This window comes from Silvimonas sp. JCM 19000 (assembly GCF_054652575.1).
Window position 1 is genome coordinate 82,026 of sequence record NZ_BAAIHC010000016.1, and the last position, 25,147, is coordinate 107,172.

Below are 25,147 nucleotides of genomic sequence, written 5' to 3' on the forward strand. Positions count from 1 at the left end.
GCTTTTGCGTCATGTATTGCCTGCCCTGCGCGTTTCAGAACGGATTGCCCAGCGTCAGGTAATAGCGCATCTGGCGGTTATCGCCGTACGCGGCCCCCAGATACAGCGGCCCAAGAAAAGTATCGACGCCGATATAGGCCACGCCAGAGTAATGCCAACCGGTCTCGGACTGATCATGCACATCCGAAACCTTGCCTGCTTCCGCCGCAAAACCCAGCCAGGTCGATTTGTTATCTGCCTGCAAAAACGGCATCGGTTGATATAGCGTCACGCGGCCATACAGCGAGTGCTCGCCCAATAAGGATTGATAGGCGTAGCTGGACATATTCATAAAGCCCCCCATCCAGCTGACATCGGCACTGCTGTTATTCACGTTGTGCGCCAGCCGCGCCTTGAACATGGCGTAGCCGCTCAAATGCCCCATCGAAAACGCCTGCTTGCCGGTCAATTCGGCCCGGCCATACGAATCGCCGTTTTGATCGCCGCTAATGGCCTGATACACCGAGGCGCGCAATTGCGTGCCGCTGGAAGGAAAATCCGCGTGGTCGAGCTGGTCATAGCTAAGCGAGGCCTGCACGCCCCAGTCGTGCTGGCGGATATCCTGAATCGCATTATCGCCAAACGAGTTCTCGCCTATCTGCCGCGTCAGATGAAAATACTCAGTCTGCAAACCGATGCGCGCTTCGCCATAGCGGCTGAAACCGGAACCAAGATCAATGCCCGCGGTTTCGCGGCGATAACGGTATTGCGAAACCTGCTTGCCATCCTCATACACCGCCAACGGGCTGGATTGCACGCTGGCATTGGGTGCGACAAAGGCGTAGCCATCGATTTGCAGCGGCTGATAAAACTCGCCGGACAAGGCCATGGTATCGCCCGCGCGCAAACTTACGTCCATTTCGCCACCGAGCGAATTCATCCACGTGCGGCGATAGCGCATCAAAAAGGCATAGGGCGAGGAATCATCAAAATCAGTGCCCAGCGCCAGCCCGAAATTAAGGTAATTGGGCCCCCAATCTTTTTCTACCGGCACCAGTCGCAATTTCTGCCCGGCACCGTCATCGATCAATTCGTAATCCAGTTGCGAGAAATCGCCGCGCGCATACAGCCGTTGCAACTGCTGATTGAAATTGTCGCCTTCAAAGCGCTTGCCGGTAGCCACTTGCACATTGCGCGACAATACATCCGGATTAACCCGGCTCATCTTGGCGACTTCAATGTTCTCAATGGGCTTGGGATGCAAACGCCGCGCCTGGCGCGCGGCTTCCCACGCGTTGTATTCGTCTTCGGGCAAGGCATAACGCTGCAATTTGGCCAATTGCAAACGCGCGCCCTTCTCACCGATCACCATCAGGTCGCGGGCGCGATTAAATGCCACGCTTTCGATATTGCCCAGCGGCGGGGTAATCAACACGTCGGCGCTTTTCAGACTGTCGATTTGCGGCCGCTCGTTTTGCACTATCATCAGCCGGGTGTATTGCTCCGCCACATTAAAAATGGTCTGGATACCATCACGCTTGAGCGGCGGCATCGCCACATCCACGGCGATCACCACATCGGCACACATCTTGCGCGCCACATCCACGCCCAGATTACGCGACAGGCCGCCGTCCACCAGCAATTTGTCGGAACGCGGCACCGGCGGAAACACGCCCGGCACCGCCATGCTGGCGCGCATGGCGGTGACCAGATCGCCATCGCCCATCACGACCATTTCACCGGTTTCCAGATCGGTGGCCAGCGCACGGAACGGCACCGCCAGTTGATCAAAATTAGGGGCAGTGCCGGCGTAGGTCAGATCACGCAATACGATCTCGATCTTTTGCGTATCCATCGCCGATTTGGGCAGCGCCAGGCTCAGGTCATCGCGCACGCCCACATCGATCGGAGCCAGATGCAAGTTGTCATCCTGCTTGGCGCGATACGACATTTGCTGGCGCGGCAGGCCCGAGGTGAACAATTGATCCCAATCGGTGACATCGGCTTTATCGCTCATGCTGGCGGCGGTCTGGCCCGCGGCATAGCCGCCGCCGACCAGCGCACCGATGCTGGTGCCGACGATGCAATCAACCGGAATATGGTTGTCTTCCAGCACCTTGAGGACGCCGATATGCGCCAGGCCGCGCGCACCGCCACCGCCCAGCACCAGGCCTATGCGCGGGCGTTTGCGCGCCACCGGCGCACTGGCAGCGCTGCTCAAGGCCGGCGCGCTGGCCGTCAAAGCCGCGGGTGCGCTGGCAATCGGCGCGGTGGACAAGGGCTGGCTGGTGGCTGGCGTAACGGAAACCGGGATGGAAACGGTTGCGGGCGTCAGTGCGGGTGCGGCGGTGGCGTCTGCCGCCCAGGCCGGGGTGGCGACGCTCAAACACAGGGCGGCCAGCGCAGCGGCGCGGGCCCAGACAACAAGGTGATCAGCAAAGCGATTCATGCGGCTCGCAGTTAAACAAAAGGTCGGCGGATCAACAATCTGGCGCGTGGACGCTGCGCCCGCGTAAAGCCTGAGCAATGTCCACGAACTGCAGGGCCAGTGTCAATCAGCGCCGACCCTTGTTTAGCGCTTCAATTTCAGTCCGGACAAGGCGGCGGCCAGCGCATTTTGCGGCTCGGCGGGCTGCTGGCGTTGCACGTGGCGTTTGTCGCCCTTGCTCATGCCCTGCGCCTGCACGCCGCTTTCGTTGGCGCGCTTCTGGCTGTCGTCGCTCAAACGCATGGTGAGCGCAATGCGTTTACGTTTGGCATCCACTTCCAGCACTTTGACCTTGACCACATCGCCCGCCTTGACCACTTCGCGCGGGTCTTTGACGAACTTTGTACTCAGCATCGAGATATGCACCAGGCCGTCCTGATGCACGCCAATATCCACAAACGCGCCAAAGTTGGTGACGTTGGTAATCACGCCTTCCAGCACCATGTCGACCTGCAGATCGGCAATCTCTTCCACGCCCTCGGCAAAGCTGGCGGTTTTGAACTCGGGGCGCGGATCACGACCCGGTTTTTCCAGCTCTTGCAGGATGTCTTTGACGGTGGGCAAGCCAAAGCGCTCATCGGTCAGCTCGGCCGGTTTCAGCTGTTTGATAAAGCTCACGTCGCCAATCAGCGATTTAACCGGGCGATTCACCCGCGCCACAATCTTGTCTACCAGCGGATACGCTTCCGGGTGGACCGCGGAGGCATCCAGCGGATTGTCGCCATTCATTACGCGCAAAAAGCCAGCCGCTTGTTCGAAGGTTTTCTCGCCCAGGCGCGGCACTTTCAGCAGTTCTTTGCGATTGCGAAACGCGCCGTTGCTATCGCGCCAGTTGACGATCTGCTGCGCCAACGTCGCATTCAGGCCCGAGATACGCGTCAGCAGCGGCACCGACGCCATGTTCACATCCACGCCCACGGCGTTGACGCAATCTTCCACCACCGCATCGAGCGAGCGCGCCAGATCCAGCTGGTTAACGTCATGCTGATACTGGCCCACGCCAATCGACTTGGGATCGATCTTGACCAGTTCGGCCAGCGGGTCTTGCAAGCGGCGCGCAATCGACACCGCCCCGCGCAACGACACATCCAGCGTCGGAAATTCTTTGGCCGCCAGCTCGGAGGCCGAATACACCGAGGCACCGGCTTCGGACACCACCAGCTTGGTCAGCTTCAGCTCGGGGTATTTCTTGATCATCTCGGCCGCCAGCTTGTCGGTTTCGCGGCTGGCGGTGCCGTTACCGATGGCGATCAGCTCCACCTTGTGTTTGCTGGCCAGTGCGGCCAGCACGGCAATGGATTCATCCCACTGCCGCCGTGGCTCATGCGGATACACAGTGTGCGTATCCAGCAGCTTGCCAGTGGCGTCGACCACGGCCACCTTCACGCCGGTGCGGATGCCAGGATCGAGGCCCATGGTGGCGCGCGGGCCAGCCGGGGCGGCCAGCAACAGGTCTTTCATATTGTTGGCGAACACCTGGATGGCGGCGCCTTCCGCGCGTTCGCGCAACTGGTTGATCAGTTCGGCTTCGAGGCTGAGCGCGATCTTGGCACGCCAGGTCAGGCGCACGGTGTCTTGCAGCCATTTGTCCGCTGCACGGCCCTGATTTTCAATGCCAAAGCGGCGCGCGATTTTCAGCTCGCACACGCCCGGGCCGGTGGGCTTGGCGGTCTCGTCCAGTTCTTCTGGCAGTGGCAATGCCAAGGTCAGAATGCCTTCGTTACGGCCCCGCAACACCGCCAATGCGCGATGCGAGGGTACGTCACGCCACGGTTCGTCGTATTCAAAGTAATCGGAGAATTTGGCGCCCTCTTCCGCCTTGCCTTCCACCAGCCGGGTTTTGACGTGCGCTTGCGTGGCTACATGTTGCCGCAGCGCCCCGACCAGTTCGGCGTCTTCCGAGAACTGCTCCATCAGGATGGCGCGCGCGCCGTCGAGTGCGGCTTTGGCATCGGCCACGCCTTTTTCGGCATCGACAAACGCGGCGGCGCTGGCTTCGGGGTGTTGCGTCGGGTCGCTCAGCAGACCTTGCGCCAGCGGGTCCAGCCCGGCTTCGCGCGCAATCTGCGCCCGGGTGCGGCGCTTGGGTTTGAACGGCAAATACAGATCTTCCAGCCGTTGCTTGTTATCGGCCGTCAACAACGCCGCTTGCAGTTCCGGGGTGAGCTTGCCCTGCTCTTGCACGCTGGCAATCACCGCGCCACGGCGGTCTTCCAGCTCGCGCAGATAGCGCAATCGCACTTCCAGATTACGCAACTGGGTGTCATCCAGACCCCCGGTTACTTCTTTACGATAACGCGCAATAAACGGCACGGTGGCGCCTTCGTCCAGCAACTGGACGGCGGCGGTGACCTGGGCTTCGCGACAGGCGAGTTCGTCCGCCAGGCGTGCATTGATAGCAGGCAGCATGCTCACAATTCCTTGATTCTTGATTTCGCCGGGGCGATCAGTGACGGGCAGCGCCCAGCAGTTCGGCCACCACGGCCATCGCGCCCAAACGCGCGTTATCCACCACGGCCCACAGCGTGACGGTCTTGCCATCGGCGCTGACTTCTACCTGGCTGATCCACACCAGATCGGCGCCGATCACGTCTTGCGGCGTGGCGATGCCCGCCGGGCCTTCGGCGTCCAGCACAAACAAACCGCTGCTGGCGCGCAGGGCGGCAATTACGGCTTCTTTGCTGGTTTCCTGGATCAGGCGCACCGCCAGGGTAGCGCCATGGCCAAAGAACAACGGCACTTGTACGCGTTGCACGCTATCGAGCAGCGGCGCGCCCAGCTGCTGGTTAACCACATTGCGGATATGTTCGGATTGCTGTTGCGGCAGCGGGAACAGATTGAAAGCCAGGCGTTTGGCGAATGCGCCATTTTCGATTTCGGCATTGGCAAACAGCGCGCGGGTCTGGCGCGACAGCGTGTCCACGCCGCCCTGGCCTTGCGACGAGGCCGATTCCATCAGCGTGGCGTGGGCCCGCGCAATCGACAGACCATTGAGCGCAGCCAGCGGGCGTGCCAGCACGGCAAACGAGGCCAGCGGCGCAGTGGCATCCAGCAAGCGGCAACCGGCGGCTTTGGCGGCGGGCGCGTATTGCTTCATTTCGTCGCGGCTGCCGGCAAATACGGCCACCGATGCTTGCGACCAGTCGAAACCGTCGGCGGCTTCGATGATGGTGTCTTCACCCCGGAACGTGACCACCGAGCCATCTTCGTCGGCGGCCAGTGCAAAAATCTCGTCCACCGAGACCGGGCTTTCGGCCAGCACTTCAAGCAGGGTGTCGCCAAACGGGCCGTGAGCGCCAAAGATGGCCAGTTTCAGGGGAGCTGCAGACATCGGTCATTCCTTTCAAGCTGTGGAGCAAAAAACAAACAGGGCGCCAAACGCGCCCTGTCTTCTTTGAGCAATCCGCGATTTTACAACGCGGCGACCACGGCGTCGCCCATCTCGCTGCACGACACCTTGTTGGTGCCGGCTTCAAAGATGTCGCCCGTGCGATAACCCTGCGCCAACACGGCCTTGACCGCGTTTTCCACGCGTACTGCTGCGGCTTCGTTATTGCCGGAATAACGCAGCAACATGGCCAGCGACAGGATGGTGGCCAGCGGGTTGGCCAGGTTTTTGCCGGCGATATCGGGCGCGGAGCCATGGCTGGGCTCGTACATGCCCTTGTTGTTCTGGTCCAGCGACGCCGACGGCAGCATACCGATGGAACCGGTCAACATCGAAGCCTCGTCCGACAGGATGTCGCCAAAGATGTTACCGGTGACCATCACGTCAAATTGCTTGGGATTACGCACCAGTTGCATCGCGGCGTTATCCACATACATATGGCTGAGCGCCACATCCGGATATTCCTTCGCCACATCGGTGACGATTTCTTTCCAGAACTCGGTGGTTTCCAGCACGTTGGCCTTGTCGACCGAACACAGCTTTTTCTGGCGCTTTTGCGCGGCCTTGAACGCCACGTGCGCAATCCGGCGGATTTCGCTTTCGCTGTAGCGCATGGTGTTAAAGCCTTCGCGCTCGCCCGCTTCGTTAACGTGCACGCCGCGCGGTTGGCCAAAGTAGATATCGCCGGTCAGCTCACGCACGATCAGGATATCCAGGCCGGACACCACTTCGGGCTTCAGCGTCGAGGCATTGGCCAGCTCGGGGTACAGAATGGCCGGGCGCAGGTTGGCAAACAGATTCAGATCTTTGCGGATGGCCAGCAGACCGCGCTCGGGCCGCAGCGGGCGGTCCAGCGTGTCATATTGCGGGCCGCCGACGGCGCCCAGCAGCACGGCGTCTGCGGCGCGTGCCAGGTCTTGCGTTACCTGCGGATAGGGCGCGCCGTACTGGTCATAAGCCGCGCCACCCAGCGGGGCGGTTTCGGTTTCAACCTTCAGGCCGTCGCTACGCAGCACGTCCAGCACGCGCGTGGCTTGTGCAATGATTTCGGGGCCGATGCCGTCGCCGGGCAGAATCAGGATCTTCATGTTGGGGTATCGCCGTTTAAACAAAAATCCGGGCCCTGCCGCCGTACTGCACGGCAAGAAACCGGATTTTGATCGTGGGTAATATCAGCTGTGCGAGAGCTTGTAGTTCACATCGCAATCGGTCAGGACTATGACGCGCGGATGGGTCTGCAACAGTGATGCGGGAATTTCAGTGGTGATCGCGCCGTTGAGCGTGCGATCAAGGATTTCGGCTTTTTCCTGACCCTTGACCACCAGCAGAATGGCCTTGGCGTGCAGGATGGAACCCATGCCCATGGTCACCGCGTGGGTGGGCACTTCGTCCAGCGAGTTAAAGAAGCGCTTGTTGGCTTCGCGGGTATCTTCTTTCAGCGTGACCTTGTGGGTAAACCGAGAGAGCGATGTGTCCGGCTCGTTAAAGCCGATATGGCCATTGTGGCCGATGCCCAGCAACTGCATGTCGATGGGGCCCAGCTGATACATCATTTCGTCGTAACGACGGCATTCGGCTTCGATGTCGGGCGCATTGCCGTTGGGCACATGCGTATTGGCCGGCTCGATGTCGATATGGTCGAACAGATTACGTTGCATAAAGCTGCGGTAAGACTCGGCGTGCGACACCGGCAAACCTACGTATTCGTCCAGGTTAAAGGTACGGGCTTCTTTAAAGCTGACCAGGCCTTGCTGGTAGCTCTTGACGATTTCCTGGTACAGACCGACCGGTGTACCCCCGGTGGCCATCCCCAGTACGGCGTTGGGTTTGGCGCGTACCACCGACAGCATCAGATCGGCAGCAACGCGATCCAGCTCGGACTGGTTTTTGAATTTATGCAGGATCATGGTTTTCGTTTCCCATCTGGTTTATTGAAGCATCACAAGTTGCTGTGAGCGCAAGCCCGACGGGGATCGATGTCATTTGAAGTCTGCATGCGTCGCCCATCCAGGTCTTGCCGTGCCCGGCCACTGTGTCGTGGCTATGTTTTTGGGTACCACACATACATCGCGCGTCCCGGGCTGGATCGCGCAAAGCGCCAATGTTACTCCGAAATCAATTGCTTTCGGCATATTGACGGGGCAAATGCAGCAGATGGACAACGAAGGGTAAAAGGCGGGGCGGCGCGACTTTGCGTGCCTGGCGCGCCCTTAGAACACGCCAGCAAGCGCCAGCCGCAGCCGCCCGCCCTCGATCAAACACCGCGCAGCGACTGATCAGCCAAACAGCCAGGGTTGCGCTTGTTTGTGCTTTGCTTCAAACGCCTTGATCTCGTCGGCGTGTTGCAGCGTCAGGCCAATCTCATCCAGACCGTTGAGCATGCAGTGCTTGCGGTGGCCGGTGATGTCAAAGCCAAACACAGCGCCCGACGGCGTGGTGACCGTTTGCGCGGCCAGATCGATATGCAGGGTGTAACCGTCAGCAGCGGCGGTTTCAGCAAACAACTGGTCGACCGCAGCCTCGGGCAACACGATAGGCAGCACGCCGTTCTTGTAGCAGTTGTTAAAGAAGATATCGGCAAAGCTCGGCGCAATCACCGCGCGAAAGCCATAGTCTTCCAGCGCCCACGGCGCGTGTTCACGCGAGGAGCCACAACCAAAGTTGTCGCGCGCCAGCAGCACTTGCGCGCCTTTGTAACGCGGCTGGTTCAGCACAAAGTCCGGGTTGAGCGGACGCTGGCTGTTATCCATGCCCGGCTCGCCGTGATCCAGATAACGCCACTCGTCAAACAGGTTGGGGCCAAAGCCCGAACGCTTGATCGACTTGAGAAACTGCTTGGGGATGATGGCATCGGTATCGACGTTGGCACGGTCGAGCGGACACACGAGCCCATCCACTTGGGTAAACGCTTTCATGGCAGATCCTTACTTGCCCTCGATCTTCTCACCCACTTTCTGCAGATCCTGGCCAAAACCATGCACGGTGTTACAGGCGGTCAAGGCACAAACAGCAATTACAACGATCAACAGGGATTTCATGGGTGTTAAGACTCCGCAAGTGTATGAATTAAAAGCTGATGGCCACCGGCCTCAGGCAAATGTGCGGACGTCGACAAAATGGCCGGCGATGGCAGCGGCTGCTGCCATCTCGGGGCTGACCAGGTGGGTACGTCCCCCCTGGCCCTGCCGACCTTCAAAGTTGCGGTTGGAGGTGGACGCACAGCGTTCACCCGGTTCCAGCCGGTCCGCGTTCATTGCCAGGCACATCGAGCAGCCAGGCTCACGCCATTCGAAACCGGCGGCGACAAAAATCTTGTCCAGGCCTTCGGCTTCGGCCTGCTGTTTTACCAGACCGGAGCCCGGCACCACCATTGCCAGCTTCACATTGGCGGCCTTCTGGCGGCCTTTGGCCACGGCGGCGGCGGCGCGCAAATCTTCGATGCGCGAATTGGTACAGGAGCCGATAAACACTTTGTCGATCTGGATTTGCTCGATCGGCGTATCCGCCTGCAGGCCCATATAGCTGAGCGCGCGTTCCAGGCTGGCGCGCTTGACCGGGTCTTCCAGCTGCGCCGGGTTCGGCACTTTGCCGCCGACGGTGGTCACTTGCTCGGGCGAGGTACCCCAGGTCACTTGCGGTTCGATCTTGCTGGCGTCGAGCTCAACCACTTTGTCGAAAGTGGCGCCTTCGTCGGACACCAGCGTTTTCCAGTAGGCGACGGCGGCATCCCATTGCTCGGCCTTGGGCGAGAACGGACGGTCTTTCAGGTATTCGACGGTCTTGTCATCCACCGCCACCATACCGGCACGAGCGCCCGCTTCGATCGCCATATTGCACAAGGTCATGCGGCCTTCCATCGACAGGCTACGGATGGCCGAACCGCCAAATTCGACGGCATAACCGGTGCCGCCGGCAGTGCCGATTTCGCCAATGATGGCCAGTGCCACATCTTTGCCGGTGACGCCGTGGCCCAGTTCGCCTTCCACTTTGATCAGCATGGCTTTGGATTTTTTGGCGGTCAGCGTTTGCGTGGCCAGCACGTGTTCCACTTCCGAGGTACCGATGCCATGTGCCAGCGCGGCAAAGGCGCCGTGGGTGGAAGTATGGCTATCGCCACAGACTACGGTCATACCGGGCAAGGTAGCGCCGTTTTCCGGGCCCACCACGTGCACGATGCCCTGGCGCAAATCCTTGAACGGAAAATACGCTTTGGCGCCGAAATGCTTGATATTGCTGTCCAGCGTTTCAACTTGCTGGCGCGAAATCGGGTCCTGGATGCCCAGTTCCCAATGATCGGTGGGGGTATTGTGGTCAGCCGTGGCCACTACGGAATCCACGCGCCACGGCGTGCGATTGGCCAGACGCAGGCCTTCAAACGCTTGCGGGCTGGTTACTTCGTGGACCAGATGGCGGTCGATATAGATCAGACAGGTGCCATCGTCGGACTGGCTTACCACATGGGATTGCCAGAGTTTGTCGTAAAGCGTCTGTGCAGCCATTTTGCTTATCCTGAGAGACCGCATTGCGATGCGGCTTGGTTTGCCTGCCTTGATGGCGTATCGCGCCGGGCAAGCAGCGCGCAACGTCGGCAGAGCCAGTAATGCGTTGAGGGAACAGAGAACCTGGCTCGCAGCTTAGAACTTTGTTGTAACAGCAACAAGGCGGTGATTTATACTGGTATTAATACTACCCGGTAACAGGATGAAGCATGTCGATCCAGCGTCAGGCCCTCGGGGCTTTTTTGATGGCCACACGGCAGAAATGCCAGCCCGCTGCGTTTGGTTTTCCGCACGGGCAACGGCGCCGCACCCAAGGCTTGCGCCGCGAAGAAGTGGCGCAGCTGGCCGACATCAGCCCCACCTGGTACACCTGGATTGAGCAAGGGCGCGAGATCAACGTATCGGGCAAAGCGCTCGACCGGCTGGCGTTGGCGCTGCGCATGGACAAAACCCAGCGCGCCTATCTGTTTGAACTGGCTGGCCAGCACGATCCCAACGCGCCGCAAGCCGCCGATGAAATCGCGCCGCTGGCCTTGCAGCAAATCGTCGATGACTTTGCCATGCCCGCCTACGTGCTGGGCCGGTTCTGGGATGTACTGGCGTGGAATGGCGGCGCGCGCGATCTGTTTGGTGACTGGCTCGATGCCGCCCTCGCCCCCAATCTGCTGCGCTTTGTGTTTCTGGACCCGCACGCGCGCAGCCTGGTGCAGGATTGGGAAACGCGCGCGCAACGCATCGCGGCTGAATTCCGCGCCGATAGCCGCGATCATCTGGAAGATCCGGCTTTCCATCAATTGCTGACCGAGTTGCAGCAAGGCAGCCCCGAGTTTGCCCAATACTGGAAACGCTATGACGTGCTGGAGCGCCACGGCGGCGAGCGCGGCTTTAACCATCCCGCGCGCGGCGCGCTGGCCTTGCGCCAGATGACATTTCAGCTGGTAGACCAGGAACATCTGAAGCTGGTGTTGTTGACGCGCCCATAACGCCATTCGCCTTGCACAGCGCGACGGGCGCCACTACGCTGCAACTCTTTTCGCCGTTGGCGGGTTTGATGAAACTGATTCGACTGCTGGCGGCCACCGCCGCCCTTGTTCTTGGCAACGCCTGTTGGGCCGCGCCGTCGTGCCAGAGCGTGGTGTACGCCCTTAACGCCACGCTCAATCCGCGCCTGGCCGATCCGGATGCGCTGGCGCAAACGCTGACGACCTTGCAGCAGACGGGCCATCTGCCCGATCGCTACGTCACCAAACGCCAGGCGCAAGCCGCCGGCTGGCAATCGGGTAGCAGTTTATGGCGCGTATTGCCGGGCAAAGCCATCGGCGGCGATCGCTTTGGCAACCGCGAACGACGGCTGCCAGCCGGGCAATATCAGGAAGCCGATCTTGATTACCGCGGCGGCAAACGCGGCGCGCGACGCTTGATCATCAGCCGCGACGGCCAACGTTATGTCACCGTCGATCACTACCAGACTTTTATCCAGGTTCCGCCATGTCAGTAAATCCCGCCCGCCCCGTCAAAGAAGCCACGCTGGTCAACGTGCATACGGTGGCCGAGGTGTATGCGCAACTGGTGCAGCAACTCGATTTTCCGGCTGATTTTGGCTACAACCTGGATGCCTTGTATGACGTGCTCACCGGAGCATTGCCGGGGCCGGTACGCATTATCTGGCGCGATGCGCTGGCTGCCAGAGCGGCGTTGCCCCGGCATGACTTTGAAGACGTGTTGGGCGTGTTCAATGACGCCAGCGGCGAGCGCGATGATCTCGAAATCGTACTGACCTGAGCCCTCACCCCGCGCTTAGATCAGTAGATCAGTCTTTCAATCGCGCAAGGTAGCGATCAATTGCAGTTCTTCCGCGCTAAAGCCAGCCTGCAATCGTGCTGGCTGGTTCAGTGCGCCACGAAACGCCGGGGCTTCATGCTCACGCAGCAATTGCACAAAAGTTGCCACCGGCTCCAGTCCCCGCTGTTCACAGCACCAGTGATACCAACGATTGCCGATGCGAACATGGCCGATTTCATCACGCAGAATGACATCGAGGATGTCGCAGGCGCGCTGATCACCCACCCCACGCAAGCGCGCCTGTATGCCTGGCGTGACGTCCAGCCCGCGCGCTTCCATGATGCGCGGCACCAGTGCCATGCGCGCCAGCACATCGTGATCAGTGCGTCTGGCCATCGTCCACAGCCCGTCATGCGCCGGGAAGTCGCCGTATTCATGACCATAGCTGTGTAGGTGCTCACGCAACAGATTGAAGTGCAGCGCTTCTTCTTGCGCCACTTGCAGCCAGTCGACGTAGTAATCAAATGGCATATCCCGAAAGCGATAGAGCGCGTCCAGTGCAAGGTTGACCGCGTTGAATTCAATGTGCGCGATAGCATGGATCAGTGCAGCGCGGCCTTCGGCACTCCCCAGACCACGCTGCCCCACTTGCTTGGGCGGCACCAGCAGCGGGCGCTGCGGGCGGCCGGGGCTGGACAGGCGCTGCGGCGGTGCCGCCGCGGGGTCGAAAATCAGCGTACCGAGTGGGGCAATCGCAGCGACGCGACGCATTTTCTCATTGATATCGCATTCCAATAAGGCGGCTGAAATTTCGGTAAGGAAATCGCTCATTTCGCTTTTATTTCAAGAAGTTTCGTGCAACAAGACGTAATTAATAACCAGCCCAAAAACCAAAAACTCACGTGATTATGCCGGGGCGGCGTCAGTAAGATGACGTCATCCTATTTTTTAATCATTTGGCATAAATCGGCACACACACAGGAGGCCCCCATGAACTTCCCCATGGATAACCCGAGGGAAATAAGACGTCAAACCGGACTCAACCAGCAAGAATTCTGGAGCCGGATAGGCGTAACCCAAAGCGGTGGATCGCGTTACGAAAGCGGGCGCAGCATGCCGCGCCCGGTGCAGGAATTATTGCGCATCGTGCATCTGGAACAAATCCCGTTAGAAGACTTGAGCGGCGAAGACCTACGCGTTTTGCGCTTTCTCAAAGAATACAAACCCGAACTGTTCGAGACCTTGCGAAAAGCAGCCCATGAACGCCTACATCCTCGCCCCGCTGCTGCTATGCGCGTACCGGTTCGCGAAGTCTGATCCGACCGCAGTTCCCCACCCGGCGTTAGACGCTGAGTTTCACTTCCAGGCCTTGAGTAGCGATCCGCGCTGCCAGGGCCTGCATCCAGTCAGCATCTGCTGCTGACAGACGCGGTGCCATCGGCTGCAATGAAGGCCGCGCCAGTCCATATAGCAAAACGCCGCGCAAGCCCGGCGCTTGTTGCTTCATCTGCCCGACAAACTCCACATACCCTGCCAGTTCGGCCTCGCTCGGCAACTGGCCGTCCAGCGCAAACATACAGGTCTGCACCCAGGTCGCGCAGCGCGCGCTGGCCGCGACCAGATGCCGCGCCACCGCGTCACGCTTGAGTTGCACCCGATTAACCGGGCTGAAGCCGTCCTGCGGTGCACGATCGATCTTGAACCAGAGTTCGCCGTTGATGCGGCCGATATGCTCAAGCACCTGCAGCACTTCGGGCTTGTACATCTGGCTGCCATTGCTGATGACCACCAGCTTGATCTGCCCCAGCAAACCAAACGCCGCCAGTTGCCGCTCCACCACCCGCAGTGCCGGGCCAAATTCCGGGCTCATGGTGGGTTCACCATTACCGGAAAACGCCACGTCATTGATGCGGCGCGCATTTTCGGGCACCCGGGTTTGCATGAAGTCACCATGCACGATTTGCGTGAGCATGGCGCGCAGTTCGTCTTCGAGCTGCGCCAGATTGATTGGTGGCGGCCCGCCGCGCTGCAAATCCGGCACCTGGCAATATACACAGGCCCAGTTACAGGCGTTATTCGGATTCAGATTTACGCCGATCGACACCCCACCAGCGCGCCGCGACACCACCGGATATATATAAGTAAAACCGGCGCTATCACGGGCATGGTCGTCAGTGCGCAGCACCGCGCCGGAAGGCGATAGCGGCTGCAAGGGAATCACTTCAGGCATGGGCAGGCGTCCGCACCAGCAGGATGGGCACGCTGGCATGGCGCATCACGCCTTCAGCCACGCTGCCGAGCAAAAGATGGGTCAAGCCGCTATAGCCGTGCGTGCCCATCACCAGCACGTCGGCCTTCCAGCTGGCCGCGTCGTCGACGATGCTGCGCGCCAGATTGCCACCCCAGGCTTCCAGCAACGCGGTCTCGGCGCTGATGTTTTGTTCAGCCAGCACCGCGGCGTGCCTGGCCAGCAGTTGCTCACCGCTTTTACGCAGCGAATCCTGCAACTGCGGCACATCAAGGAATTCATTCGCGCTCCAGGCGAACTGCGCCAGATCAATCACATGCACCAGCCGCACGCAGGCATGCTGGTCAAGGGCAAAGCGGATGGATTCGCGCAGGGCGGCGGCGCTGGTGGCGCTGTCGTCCACAGGAACCAGAATACGTTGGTACATGGTTAATTCCTCCTGTTGCCGGTGAGACGGGTATGTTGTTGTGCTTGCCAGTCTAGCAGATCGGCCCCGCCCGTCTGCCCCTGTGCCGCTGTGCTACAGCGGCGCTGGTTGCGGCGGCGCAGGCATCCGAATACACTCGATTGCACCGTTCCGGCATACCCCAAACACATTATGGCCCGCATCAAACTAGAACCGCCGCAATGGGTGGACTTTGCCACTGAACTGACCATACGGGTGACCGATATCAATTATGGTGGCCACCTGGGCCACCAGGAATTGATCGGCCTGATGCATGAAGCCCGCGTGCAGTACTTTGCGCATTACGATCAAACCGAGACCGGCCGCGCAGGCGAGCCTGGCATCATCATGAATGACCTTGCCGTGATGTATCGCAGCGAGGCATTTCTGGGCGAAACGTTGCAGATATCCATGGCCGGTGCGGAACCCTGGCGCGCCGGCTTCGATCTTTATTACACCGTCAACGCGTTGAGCGCCACCGCCGCCCCCCGGCTGGTTGCCGTCGCGAAAACGGGGATCGCATTTTTCGATTACAACGCACGCAAACTGGCCAGCATGCCCGCCGCCTGGGCGGCCAGACTGACACGCCCACCACAGGATTGAAGCAGTATGAAAAAGTATGCCAACAACAGCGCCGAAGCCATGGCGCGCCTCCTCGTCATGCAGATGATGTGTGACGGCAATTTCGACCCTGCTGAAATCGACGAACTCGAGCATTTGCGTGTGTACGAAGCGCTCGATATTTCGCGCAAAGGGTTTATTACCGTGCTGCAGGATTACTGCAACGATCTGAGCGACGATGCCTCGGAGGACGGCAATATCCGTCTGGTTGACGCCGAGCGGATCGACCAGTTGCTCGATAGCGTGGACGACCCGCGCAAACGCCTGATGGTGGCGGCGATCGCGCTGGGCATTGCGCGCTCGGACAATGATTTCAGCGATGTCGAGCTGGTGGTGTTCCGCCATATGCTCAAGCGCTGGCATTTGACGCTGGAAGATCTGCAATCGGCTTTCGCTGATTAAGCGCGACCAGGCGGGCGCGCCGGGCATGGGCCGGGCGTGCCGCGCGACAAGCCGCGAGGGGGCTCGCGGCTTTGTTATACCTACCGATTCTGCAAAGCGGTTCCGATATCTATAAAAACAGGCGCGTAAATCGGCGCGCCGCCGGTGGAGACTCCCTGGTATGCAATGGATCGATCAATTCCATGCGGCGCTGGAGCGCTCGCTGCTGTTTTCTCTCAATCGCAAATTCGCCTTCCTCTATCTATTACTGTTGTTTCCGCTGCTACTGACCCTGCTGGCCAGCCAGGCGCATAGCCAGCTCAGCGCGGTCATCCAGGCGCACGGCCTCGATGCGCGCACCGCCGCTGACTTGAATGCCAGCCTTGAGCACCTGGCTTTGTGGGGCTGGTTACTGTTGGCGGGCGCCGCGCTGTTTATTACCGTGCAGGTGATCTACTTCAATTTCTGGATCGCGCGCCCGGTGGGGGCCATTACGCGGGTGTTTAATGAAGTGGCGCGCGGCGAAGGCGATTTGTCGCGCGACGTGCCCGAGATCACCAACGATGAGATCGCCCAACTGGCGCAAAGCTGTAACCGCTTTCTGGCCAAGCAACGCGAAGTGATCGCCAGCGTGCAGACCATGACGGTCGGCATCGCGCTGGAAGCCGCCAAGTCGCTGAAAAACATCAAGGATTCGGCCAGCTCAACCCAGGAACAGGATCAACTGGCGCAAACCGTGGTCGATGCCAGCAATGGCACCACCCAAGGCATCAATCAGGTTTCGGTGCGCACCCAGGATATCAGCACTACCACCCAGCAAAACCTGAATATGGCGCGCGCTTCCTATGCCGAACTACAGGATGTGACCGCACGCATCCACGCCATCAGCACCCGTATCGCTACCTTCAATGAGACGGTGGACGGGCTGAACCAGCGTTCCGCCAGCATCAAGTCCATCGTCGATCTGATCAAGGAAATTGCCAGCCAGACCAATCTGCTGGCGCTGAACGCCGCCATCGAAGCCGCCCGCGCCGGTGAAACCGGCCGCGGTTTTGCCGTGGTGGCGGATGAGGTGCGCAAACTGGCCGAGAAGGTTGGCGTTGCCACCGACGACATCTCGCACAATATCGACAATATGCTGGCGCAAGTGGCAGAAACGCTGGATGAAACGCATCTGATCACGCACGACGCGCAGCACACGCGGCAGGTGGTAGAAAGCGCCTCAGCGCAATTTGCCCGCATGGTGACCGACTTTGAGCAAACCTCCAGCGCCCTCACCGGCATCGCCGCCACGCTGGAAGAATTCAGCGTCGCCAACGACCAGGTCAACCTTAACGTGACGCAAATCCATGATTTGTCGCTGGCGGTCAACGAGCGCATGACGCGCTCGGCGCAATCGTCGCAAGACCTGGCGCGCGCGGCCGAACGGGTGCAGGAACTGATCGGCCGCTTTACCGTCGGCCAGGGCGACCTGGACGGCAATATCCAGTTGGCCAGCCAGATGCGCGACCAGGTGCAACAACGTATCGAGGCTTTGGCGAATTCGGGCGTCAATGTGTTTGATCAGCAATATCGTCCGCTGCCAGGTAGCAAGCCGCAGAAATACAGCACCAGCTGGGATCAGGCCTTTGCCCAGGCCTTGCAACCCTTGTTCGATCAACTGGCGCGCAGCGCGGTGGGGGGCAAGTTCTGTCTGGCGGTGGATACCAATGGCTACGGCGCCACGCATAACAGCTGGTATTCCAAAGCGCCCAGCGGCGACGCCGCTGTCGACCTGGTTAACAGCCGTGACAAGCGCATCTTTAACGATCCGGCGGGTTTGCGCGCCGCGCGCAATACCCAGCGCTTTTTGCTGCAAACCTATGCCCGCGACACCGGCGAAATCATGACCGAACTGGACGTGCCCATTATGGTGAACGGGCGGCACTGGGGCGGATTGCGGCTGGGCTTTGACGCCAGCGCCATGCTGACGGCCACGCACGCGGCATGACGCCCAAGCGGTGTTTCGCGCCGGTGGTGGATGCGCACACGCGCTTGCTGGTGCTGGGCAGCCTGCCTGGCGAAAAATCGCTGCAAGCGGCGCGTTATTACGCGCATCCGCAAAATCGCTTCTGGCATTTGCTCGGCGACGTATTGCAGATAGACCTGGTCGGCCAGGATTACGACTGCCGCCTGCAGCGTTTGCTGGCACACCACGTCGGGCTATGGGATGTGGTGGCCGAAGCCACGCGCGCGGGCAGCCTCGACAGCAATATCCGTGACCACGCCGCCAACGACTTGCTGGCGCTGATCGCCACCCTGCCCGCTTTGCGCGCCGTCGCCTTCAATGGCGGCACCGCCGCCCGCATCGGACTGAAGCAACTGGCGGCGCAACCCGCCGGGCTCGATATCGTGCTACTGCCTTCCAGCAGCCCTGCCTATACCAGACCGTATGCCGAAAAGCTGGAACAATGGCGGCTACTGACGCGCTTTCTGTAGCGTCAGCCCGACCTCTTCCTCACTCTGGCTGGAATCGCATGAACTACGATCTGATCCTGTTTGACCTTGACGGCACCCTGAGCGACCCCGAACAGGGCATAGGCCGCAGTATCAATCACGCGCTGGAACGCTTTGGCTATCCCTTGCAAGCCGCCGACCAGATCAGCCGCTGGATTGGGCCGCCGCTGGATGTGTCATTTCGCAGCATCACCGGCAGCGACTCCGCTGCGCATATCGCCGAACTGGTTGCCTGCTATCGCGAACGCTATGGCGACATCGGCTACGCCGAAAACGTGCTGTACGCCGAGATTCCGGCGGCGCTACAGGCGCTGGCCGATGCGGGCGTGCCGATGGGCGTGTGCACGTCCAAGCGGGCCGATTTTGCCGATCGCATCCTGCGTTTGTTTGAGCTGGAGCGCTACTTTGGCTTTATCAGCGGCGGCGAGATCGGCGTGCACAAATGGCAGCAGATCGAGGCGCTTAAAGCGGCAGGCACCGTCAGCAACGCCAGCCTTATGATCGGCGACCGCGCCGTCGATATCACCGCCGCCAAACGCAATGGCCTGAGCAGCGCGGGCGTGTTGTGGGGCCACGGCAGCCGCGAAGAACTGCTCGCGGAAAACCCGGATTGGCTTTTCGCCAGCCCCACCGAATTGCGCCAACTGGTGCCGACCGCGCCGAATCCCTAGCCTCTGGCTCCAGCCAGCATACACGGCTGTCGGATTTATCAGTTTATTTGCATGCGCTTGTATTTGGCGCTATCGCCCGTCCCGGCCAGCGGCTGCGCCCGACACCGCAATCGTTTCGGCCGTAGCGTGGGCTAAACGTCAGTCCAGACGGCTGATTTTAAAGGCTTTTAGCGCCATGTTTAGCTAAGTCTTTGATTTTTTTGCCGACGGCAAATGTCACGCATTTGATCAATCCAGGCTTTACGCTGCGCTTCGAGCAGGCGCTGGCCCCGGGCAGCGACTTGCATTTGGGCCATTTTCTTATTGAATGAGAGACAGGGACGCGACTCATCGCGGGCCGGTGCCGCCCCTCTCCATGCTTAAGGAAAACCATATCGTGCGACGTCATTCGGCAGCGTTACAACGCTGCATGCTGGCCGTCGTGGCCGTTGCCCTCAGCCATGCCAGCTATGCCGCCAACTATTTGCAGATATCGCCCATCCTGCTCGAAATGCAGCAAGGCCAGACGGCGGCCGGCCTGCGCTTGCGTAATCCGGGCGATGAGGCCGTCAATGGCCAGGTGCGCGTCTATCGCTGGTCGCAAGTCGATGGCGAAGATCAACTGGTGCCCGCTACCGACGTCATTGCCAGCCCGCCGATTATTCAGGTCGATCCGCAAGGCGAACAGTTGGTGCGGCTGGTGCGTACCGGCGGCGGCAGCGTAAACGAAGAACAGAGCTATCGCCTGCTGGTGGACGAACTACCGGGCGGGCGGATTGATCAGCAGAACAATGTGCGTTTGCGCCTGCGCTATTCGATTCCGGTGTTTGTCTTGCCCCCCGGCACGCCGCAGCCCGACCTCAAATGGACGATCGCGCCCAAAGGCAAAATGCTCAGCCTGCGCAGCCTCAATCGCGGCAAGCTGCATGCGCGCATCAGCAGCGCCACCCTTGTCACCGCCCAAGGCAAGAAAGTCACCATCGCCGAAGGCTTGCTCGGCTATACCCTGGCGGGCCAGCAGCGCAACTGGGATATCCCGGCGGTGGCCAGCGCAGAACTCAACGGCGCCCATGTAACCGCCACCATCAACGGCATGCCGAGCGATCTACCGGTGGAACTGGCGAGCGCGGAGGAGCATTGAGCTGACTCCTGCCGCCTTATCCACAAAAAAAAGAGCAGCCGCACTGCTCGCCAGCCTGATCACCGCGTGGGCCCACGCCGCCGATGATCTATTGCCGTCGATGGATTTGCCGCACGACGTCTACCCCGAGGTGACCGTCAACGGCACACCCACGCGCAGCGTGGCGCATTTTCTGGAATACCAGGGCGAATTGATGGTCCGGCGCAAAGATCTGGAAGCCCTGGGGATCATTCCGCCCGCCTCGATCACCGACGACAGCGCCACCATCTCGCTCGACCAGCTTTCCGAAATCACCTATGACTACCAGTCGGCACGGCAGACGCTGGACATCAAAGTGCCCGAGACCATGTTGCAAGCGGTGGACATCAGCCGCGTGCAGCCGCGCTTGATTCCGGCCAGCAGCGGCGTTGGTATGGTCATCAACTACGATCTGTTCAGTCAGGGCAGCGGCGGCGTGCGGGATTATTCGCTGTGGAGCGAGGCGCGCGCCTTTGCGCCGCTGGGGGTGGCCAGCACCACGGGCACGCTGTATGACACACCCGCGCGCAAATACTATCTGCGCTTCGATACCACGCTGAGCCATTCCGACCCCGAGAAACTGACCACGCTGCGCGTGGGCGATGCGGTCAGCTCATCGCTGGACTGGACCCGCGCGGTGCGGCTGGGCGGCGTGCAATACCAGCGCAACTTCTCTTTGCGGCCCGACCTGATTACCTTTCCGGTGCCGGCTTTGGGCGGCAGCACGGCGGTGCCGTCGTCGGTCGACGTTTATATCAACAGCATGAAGCAATACAGCGGCGACGTACCGGCCGGGCCGTTTGTGACGCACGACCCGCCGGGCATCGTCGGTGCGGGCAATGCCACGGTGGTGGTCAAGGACGCCCAGGGCCGCGAAGTGACGACCACGGTGCCAATTTATATAGATACGCGTTTGCTCAATGCCGGACTGTCCAGCTTCTCGGCCGAGACCGGTTTTGTGCGGCAGAACTACGGTCTGACCTCCTTCGATTACGACTACGGCCATCCCGCCCTTAGCGCCACCGGCCGTTATGGCTATAGCAGCAATATCACGGTGGAAGGCCATACCGAACTCACCCGCGGCCTGGCCAATGCGGGCGCGGGGGTGCTGGTTAAACTGGGCAATGCCGGTGTGATCAATGGCGCGGTGTCGGCCAGCGGCGGCGAGTTGTCTGGCCTGCAGCTCAAGCTGGGCTATCAATTGATCACCCCACGCTTTAGCGTCACCGTGCAGACCCAACGCGCCACGCCGCGTTTTGGTGACCTGGCGGCGGTCACCGGTTCGCCCATCCTGCTGGAAACCGATCAGATTGCGCTGTCGTTGCCCTTGTTTGGCCACCAGACCGTGTCGGTCAGTCTGGTGCAACAACATCAGTCCGGCCAGGCCATCACCCGGCTGGGCTCACTCAGCTACAACGCCGAAATCACCCGCAATATCGGCTTTTTGCTCAGCCTGTATCGCGACTTTGCTGGCAGCGGCGAATCGGGCGGTTATGCCAGCCTGAATTTTGCCTTGCCCAACCAGATTACCGCCTCGGCCTCGCTCAGCACTGCCAACGGCCAGAAAAGCTGGGGCCTGAACGCGGCGCGGCCGGCGGATTACAGCGGCGGTCTGGGTTGGGCGCTACAGGACAATAACAATAGCGGCAGCCCGTATCAGCAAGCGCGCGCCAATTACCTCGGCCGCTACGGCGAAGTCCTGGGCGCGGTGGAAAACAGCAACGGCACTCACAACTACTCGCTCGATATCAATGGCGCGCTGGTGTGGATGGACAGCGACGTGATTGCCGCGCGCCGCATCAGCGACGCGTTTGCCCTGGTCAGCACCGACGGCATGGAAGGCGTGCAGGTGCTGCATGAATATCGGCCGCTGGGCGTGACCAATAGCAACGGGCATTTGCTGGTGCCCGATCTGATCGCCTGGCAGAACAACCATGTCGGCATCAATGGCGTAAACCTGCCCGCCGATGCGCGCCTGACCACCACCGAATCCGACATCGTGCCGCAAGCCGGTTCTGGCGCGATGGCCTACTTTCCGGTGACGCGTTACCGCGCCGCCACCGTCATCCTGCACGACAGCAAGGGCAACCCGCTGCCCGCTGGCCTGGGGGTGCGAGATCTGCAAAGCGGGCGCGAATTTGTGGTTGGCTTTGACGGCGTGGCATTTATCGAAGGCCTGGTGGCGCACAACACGCTGCGCGTGGACGACGTTGATCTGCGTTGCGAGGTGGCATTTGATTACGCGCCGACGCCGGACAACCCGCTGCCCACGCTGGGCCCGCTCACCTGCCACCCGGTCAGCGGCAACTAGGGCACGGCCCCGGCTTTGTAGCAATGCCACAGACCGTTTATCGGCTGATAAAACCAGTTTGCCTGTGCCTGACCCAGGAGCGCTCCTTACAAGCTAGCCCAGGACAACTACTGGGTTGGTGCTGTCTGCAGGCTGATTTAGCCCAGGAGCGACCCTGGTTAGGCGGGAAGCGATTTGTCTGCTAAAGGCGCTGCAAGCCTTGCCGCTATTCACTTGCGCACAATGGGATCAAAAACTGGCCCGGCAGCCTGCGGCGTACCCTGTAGGAAATCGTCCGACAAGCCTTTGCGGAAACCTTACAAATTATCCGATCGCGAAAATCAGAATTTCGCAAAAAAATGTAATTTCACTTACAAGGTGGTGCATCCGGTAGTGCGACGCCTGCGTATATCCCCTCGTGCAGACATCGCTGCACACGGCGCGGAGCAAGGTTTTGACGCGACAAAGTGATCTGCCTCTGGCAATATTCACCTGTCCGCTGCAATCCACCGCACCTTGACAAAAACTGCAAGAAAACAGGGGCTTTACCGTGGCATTCCGCACCATCCGCATCTCCGCCAAGACCGCCGCCGTCGCCATGACGCTGGCTGCCAGCGCCTTGCTGCCGACTGCCCGTGCTGCCGACCACGCCACCTTGCAGGTCTCGCTCACTGTGGTTTCGGTATGCACCGTGGGCTCGCAACAAGCGCTGGCCGGTCAGGTCGGTAGCAATGTCAATGTGAGCTGCTCGGCGCGTACCCCTTATCTGGTTGATGTGAGCAACACCAATCTGCATCAAACCCGCTCGGCGCTCAGCCGTGCCGAAGAACAAGCCGTGAGCAACAACCCGGCCGCGCAAACGCAAAACCAGCACGCCAGCGCCAACAGCAGCGCCACCCAGAGCGCCGTCGCCACCATCACCTTCTAAGCTGCCCCGGTCACATTTGCGCCCCCGCCCCAGGACTGCGCCTGGCCAGGAGCCGTGCTAGCTGTTGCCCGCATCCTGTTTGCGCACAATGCAACGCATCGCCGCCGTGTTTCCCTCATTCAGCCACGGCAGGCACGGTCTTGCGGAGCGCACCATCATGAAGAACATCGCTGGCTTTATCGTTACGGCAATCGCCTTGATCGGCGCACCGGGCGCCTATGCCGTCACCACGCAATCGTCGCAGTTCCAGGTGAACCTGACGTTGCAGGCGGCGTGCACGATTACCTCTTCGGCGCTTAATTTTGGTACCCAGGGCGTGCTGACTTCGGCCATCAACCAGAGCACGCAACTGAGTGTTACTTGTACCAACTCAGCGCCCTATAGCGTGGGGCTGGACGCAGGCAACGTGACCGGTTCAGCGGTATCCAGCCGCTTGTTGCAAGCTGGCGCCGGCGGCCCGACGGTGGCGTTTCAGCTGTATCAGGATTCCAGCCGCTCACAAATCTGGGGCAACACCGTGGGCGTCGACGCCATGACCGGGGTTGGCAACGGCAGCGCGCAGACCTTGTCGGTATATGGCCAGATTGCCCCGCAAAGCACGCCGGCAGCCGGCACGTATTCAACAACGATTACCGCGACGATCTCATTCTGATTTTGTAAAAAACGCAGATCGCGCCTAACCACATTCGCTACGCAAGGTGAATGGGCTGTTGTGGCAGGGACGGAAAAGGTCAGCCTTCGGGCTGGCCTTTTTGCTTTTTGCCGTCCGGCGCGGCGCTGGGCGGGAATGGGGGCTATCCCACATGTCAGCGCCATGTCATTGCGGCACAATGAGCGCCCGGTTACCGCACAGATACATGTCGGATACAACAAGGACATCGCTATGAACACCCCTACTCGTTACGCCCTGCTCTGCAGCATGGTGGCCACTTTGTCGGCCTGCGCCGGCAGTGGCATGGATACCAACGCGCTGCTGGATTCCGGCGTCAAAGCGGCCCAGGCGGCCACGCTGACCGACACCGACATGCGCACGCTCACGGCGCAGTCGTGCCAGCAAATGGATGCCAAATCGCAGATTGCGGCGGCCAATAGCAACTACGTCAAACGGCTGGCCAGCATCAGCAAAGGCCTGCCCACCGAGATCAACGGCCAGGCGCTCAATTTCAAGGTGTATCAAACCAAAGAGGTCAACGCGTGGGCCATGGCTAACGGCTGCGTGCGGGTATACAGCGGCTTGATGGACATGATGAGCGACGACGAAGTCCGCGCGGTGCTGGGCCATGAAATTGGCCATGTGGCGCTGGGGCACAGCCGCAAGGCGGCGCAGACAGCATATGGCATTGCGGCGGCACGCGGTGCGGTGGGGGCTTTGGGTAACTCAACGGTGTCGGCATTGAGCAAATCGCAGCTGGCGGATTTTGGCGAGCAACTGGTGAATGCGCAGTTCTCGCAGAAGCAGGAAAGCCAGGCGGATGATTATTCGTTTGATCTGCTCAAATCCAAGGGCTACAACCCGCAGGCGCTGGTGAGCAGCTTCCAGAAGCTGGCGACGCTGGATGGCGGGCAGAGCAGCATCATGAGTTCGCATCCGTCTTCGGCGGATCGGGCGAAGCATATTCAGCAGCGGATTGCGAGCGGGAAGTGAGGCGGCGGGCGCTGCGGGCGCTATGTTTTTGGGGTTTGGGCGCTTAGCCTGCGGCGCGTGTTTTGATGTTCGGTTTTGGCTGACCTGAAACCCTTAACCGCTTGAGCCTGCGGCGCATGTTTTGATGTTCGGCTGGTGCCGAACAAAT

General features: G+C 60.4%; 25 protein-coding genes. 14 read left to right on the forward strand and 11 right to left on the reverse strand.

All coding sequences use genetic code 11. The features are described 5' to 3' along the window. Nucleotides 1-34 precede the first annotated feature (34 nt). The 8 genes from ACYQ1A_RS14710 to leuC form a co-directional block, all read right to left on the reverse strand. Complete coding sequence (locus ACYQ1A_RS14710; RefSeq protein WP_499363150.1) at nucleotides 35-2,428, reverse strand: patatin-like phospholipase family protein; 2,394 nt, start codon at nucleotides 2,426-2,428, stop codon at nucleotides 35-37. Between the two features lie 123 nt (nucleotides 2,429-2,551). After that, a complete protein-coding gene (locus ACYQ1A_RS14715) occupies nucleotides 2,552-4,876 on the reverse strand; it encodes a Tex family protein (protein WP_499363152.1) in 2,325 nt (774 codons plus the stop codon). 37 nt (nucleotides 4,877-4,913) lie between these two features. Further along, nucleotides 4,914-5,798 carry an Asd/ArgC dimerization domain-containing protein gene (locus ACYQ1A_RS14720; RefSeq protein WP_499363154.1) on the reverse strand — a complete coding sequence of 295 codons (885 nt, stop codon included), beginning with the start codon at nucleotides 5,796-5,798 and terminating at the stop codon, nucleotides 4,914-4,916. Between the two features lie 80 nt (nucleotides 5,799-5,878). Further along, complete coding sequence (leuB, locus tag ACYQ1A_RS14725) at nucleotides 5,879-6,943, reverse strand: 3-isopropylmalate dehydrogenase (RefSeq protein WP_053937773.1); 1,065 nt, start codon at nucleotides 6,941-6,943, stop codon at nucleotides 5,879-5,881. Between the two features lie 84 nt (nucleotides 6,944-7,027). Beyond that, complete coding sequence (gene nagB / locus ACYQ1A_RS14730) at nucleotides 7,028-7,762, reverse strand: glucosamine-6-phosphate deaminase (RefSeq protein WP_499363156.1); 735 nt, start codon at nucleotides 7,760-7,762, stop codon at nucleotides 7,028-7,030. A gap of 369 nt (nucleotides 7,763-8,131) precedes the next feature. Continuing rightward, complete coding sequence (gene leuD, locus ACYQ1A_RS14735) at nucleotides 8,132-8,770, reverse strand: 3-isopropylmalate dehydratase small subunit (protein WP_053937771.1); 639 nt, start codon at nucleotides 8,768-8,770, stop codon at nucleotides 8,132-8,134. 9 nt (nucleotides 8,771-8,779) lie between these two features. Beyond that, nucleotides 8,780-8,893 (reverse strand): entericidin A/B family lipoprotein, encoded by a 114-nt coding sequence (locus ACYQ1A_RS14740; protein ID WP_053937770.1) that lies wholly within the window; start codon nucleotides 8,891-8,893, stop codon nucleotides 8,780-8,782. A gap of 51 nt (nucleotides 8,894-8,944) precedes the next feature. Then, nucleotides 8,945-10,354, reverse strand: coding sequence for a 3-isopropylmalate dehydratase large subunit (gene leuC / locus ACYQ1A_RS14745; protein WP_499363158.1), 1,410 nt, complete (start codon nucleotides 10,352-10,354; stop codon nucleotides 8,945-8,947). A gap of 209 nt (nucleotides 10,355-10,563) precedes the next feature. Here leuC and ACYQ1A_RS14750 point away from each other — a divergent pair, with 209 nt between their 5' ends. From ACYQ1A_RS14750 to ACYQ1A_RS14760, 3 genes are all read left to right on the forward strand, one after another. Then, nucleotides 10,564-11,337: a helix-turn-helix transcriptional regulator gene (locus tag ACYQ1A_RS14750; RefSeq protein ID WP_499363160.1), complete on the forward strand. Its 774-nt coding sequence runs from the start codon at nucleotides 10,564-10,566 to the stop codon at nucleotides 11,335-11,337. A 68-nt stretch (nucleotides 11,338-11,405) separates the two neighbouring features. Beyond that, on the forward strand, nucleotides 11,406-11,852 hold the full coding sequence (locus ACYQ1A_RS14755; protein ID WP_499363162.1) for a ribonuclease domain-containing protein: 447 nt from the start codon (nucleotides 11,406-11,408) through the stop codon (nucleotides 11,850-11,852). Continuing rightward, on the forward strand, nucleotides 11,843-12,136 hold the full coding sequence (locus ACYQ1A_RS14760) for a barstar family protein (RefSeq protein WP_062224856.1): 294 nt from the start codon (nucleotides 11,843-11,845) through the stop codon (nucleotides 12,134-12,136). The genes ACYQ1A_RS14755 and ACYQ1A_RS14760 overlap by 10 nt, the downstream gene beginning before the upstream one ends. 36 nt (nucleotides 12,137-12,172) lie before the next feature. Here ACYQ1A_RS14760 and ACYQ1A_RS14765 read toward each other — a convergent pair whose 3' ends face one another. Next, the gene (locus tag ACYQ1A_RS14765) at nucleotides 12,173-12,967 is read right to left on the reverse strand and encodes a ferritin-like domain-containing protein (protein WP_499363164.1); all 795 of its coding nucleotides are present in this window, start codon (nucleotides 12,965-12,967) and stop codon (nucleotides 12,173-12,175) included. Nucleotides 12,968-13,126: 159 nt separating this feature from the next. Here ACYQ1A_RS14765 and ACYQ1A_RS14770 point away from each other — a divergent pair, with 159 nt between their 5' ends. Beyond that, nucleotides 13,127-13,453, forward strand: a complete 327-nt coding sequence (locus ACYQ1A_RS14770; protein WP_499363166.1) for a helix-turn-helix domain-containing protein — start codon at nucleotides 13,127-13,129, stop codon at nucleotides 13,451-13,453. A gap of 25 nt (nucleotides 13,454-13,478) precedes the next feature. Here the strand turns inward: ACYQ1A_RS14770 and ACYQ1A_RS14775 are convergent, their stop codons facing one another. Further along, entirely contained in the window at nucleotides 13,479-14,366 is an 888-nt protein-coding gene (locus ACYQ1A_RS14775) for a radical SAM protein (RefSeq protein WP_499363168.1), read from the reverse strand. Further along, nucleotides 14,359-14,811: a universal stress protein gene (locus ACYQ1A_RS14780; RefSeq protein ID WP_062225448.1), complete on the reverse strand. Its 453-nt coding sequence runs from the start codon at nucleotides 14,809-14,811 to the stop codon at nucleotides 14,359-14,361. The genes ACYQ1A_RS14775 and ACYQ1A_RS14780 overlap by 8 nt, the downstream gene beginning before the upstream one ends. Nucleotides 14,812-14,982: 171 nt before the next feature. Between ACYQ1A_RS14780 and ACYQ1A_RS14785 the strand changes: the two genes are divergently transcribed. From ACYQ1A_RS14785 to loiP, 10 genes are all read left to right on the forward strand, one after another. Next, nucleotides 14,983-15,432, forward strand: coding sequence for an acyl-CoA thioesterase (locus ACYQ1A_RS14785; protein WP_499363170.1), 450 nt, complete (start codon nucleotides 14,983-14,985; stop codon nucleotides 15,430-15,432). A gap of 6 nt (nucleotides 15,433-15,438) precedes the next feature. Continuing rightward, nucleotides 15,439-15,852 (forward strand): hypothetical protein, encoded by a 414-nt coding sequence (locus tag ACYQ1A_RS14790; RefSeq protein ID WP_499363172.1) that lies wholly within the window; start codon nucleotides 15,439-15,441, stop codon nucleotides 15,850-15,852. 160 nt (nucleotides 15,853-16,012) lie between these two features. Then, on the forward strand, nucleotides 16,013-17,821 hold the full coding sequence (locus tag ACYQ1A_RS14795; protein ID WP_499363174.1) for a methyl-accepting chemotaxis protein: 1,809 nt from the start codon (nucleotides 16,013-16,015) through the stop codon (nucleotides 17,819-17,821). Beyond that, complete coding sequence (locus ACYQ1A_RS14800; protein ID WP_499363176.1) at nucleotides 17,818-18,309, forward strand: DNA-deoxyinosine glycosylase; 492 nt, start codon at nucleotides 17,818-17,820, stop codon at nucleotides 18,307-18,309. The genes ACYQ1A_RS14795 and ACYQ1A_RS14800 overlap by 4 nt, the downstream gene beginning before the upstream one ends. A 38-nt stretch (nucleotides 18,310-18,347) precedes the next feature. Continuing rightward, nucleotides 18,348-18,998: an HAD family hydrolase gene (locus tag ACYQ1A_RS14805; protein ID WP_062224315.1), complete on the forward strand. Its 651-nt coding sequence runs from the start codon at nucleotides 18,348-18,350 to the stop codon at nucleotides 18,996-18,998. 376 nt (nucleotides 18,999-19,374) lie between these two features. Continuing rightward, nucleotides 19,375-20,118 (forward strand): fimbrial biogenesis chaperone, encoded by a 744-nt coding sequence (locus ACYQ1A_RS14810; RefSeq protein ID WP_499363178.1) that lies wholly within the window; start codon nucleotides 19,375-19,377, stop codon nucleotides 20,116-20,118. Nucleotides 20,119-20,218: 100 nt separating this feature from the next. Next, entirely contained in the window at nucleotides 20,219-22,447 is a 2,229-nt protein-coding gene (locus ACYQ1A_RS14815) for a fimbria/pilus outer membrane usher protein (protein ID WP_499363180.1), read from the forward strand. Between the two features lie 529 nt (nucleotides 22,448-22,976). Then, nucleotides 22,977-23,354 (forward strand): Csu type fimbrial protein, encoded by a 378-nt coding sequence (locus tag ACYQ1A_RS14820; protein ID WP_062224324.1) that lies wholly within the window; start codon nucleotides 22,977-22,979, stop codon nucleotides 23,352-23,354. A 157-nt stretch (nucleotides 23,355-23,511) separates the two neighbouring features. Then, a complete protein-coding gene (locus tag ACYQ1A_RS14825) occupies nucleotides 23,512-24,006 on the forward strand; it encodes a Csu type fimbrial protein (protein ID WP_499363182.1) in 495 nt (164 codons plus the stop codon). 231 nt (nucleotides 24,007-24,237) lie between these two features. Continuing rightward, nucleotides 24,238-24,999 (forward strand): metalloprotease LoiP, encoded by a 762-nt coding sequence (loiP, locus tag ACYQ1A_RS14830; RefSeq protein ID WP_062224325.1) that lies wholly within the window; start codon nucleotides 24,238-24,240, stop codon nucleotides 24,997-24,999. Nucleotides 25,000-25,147: the final 148 nt, after the last annotated feature.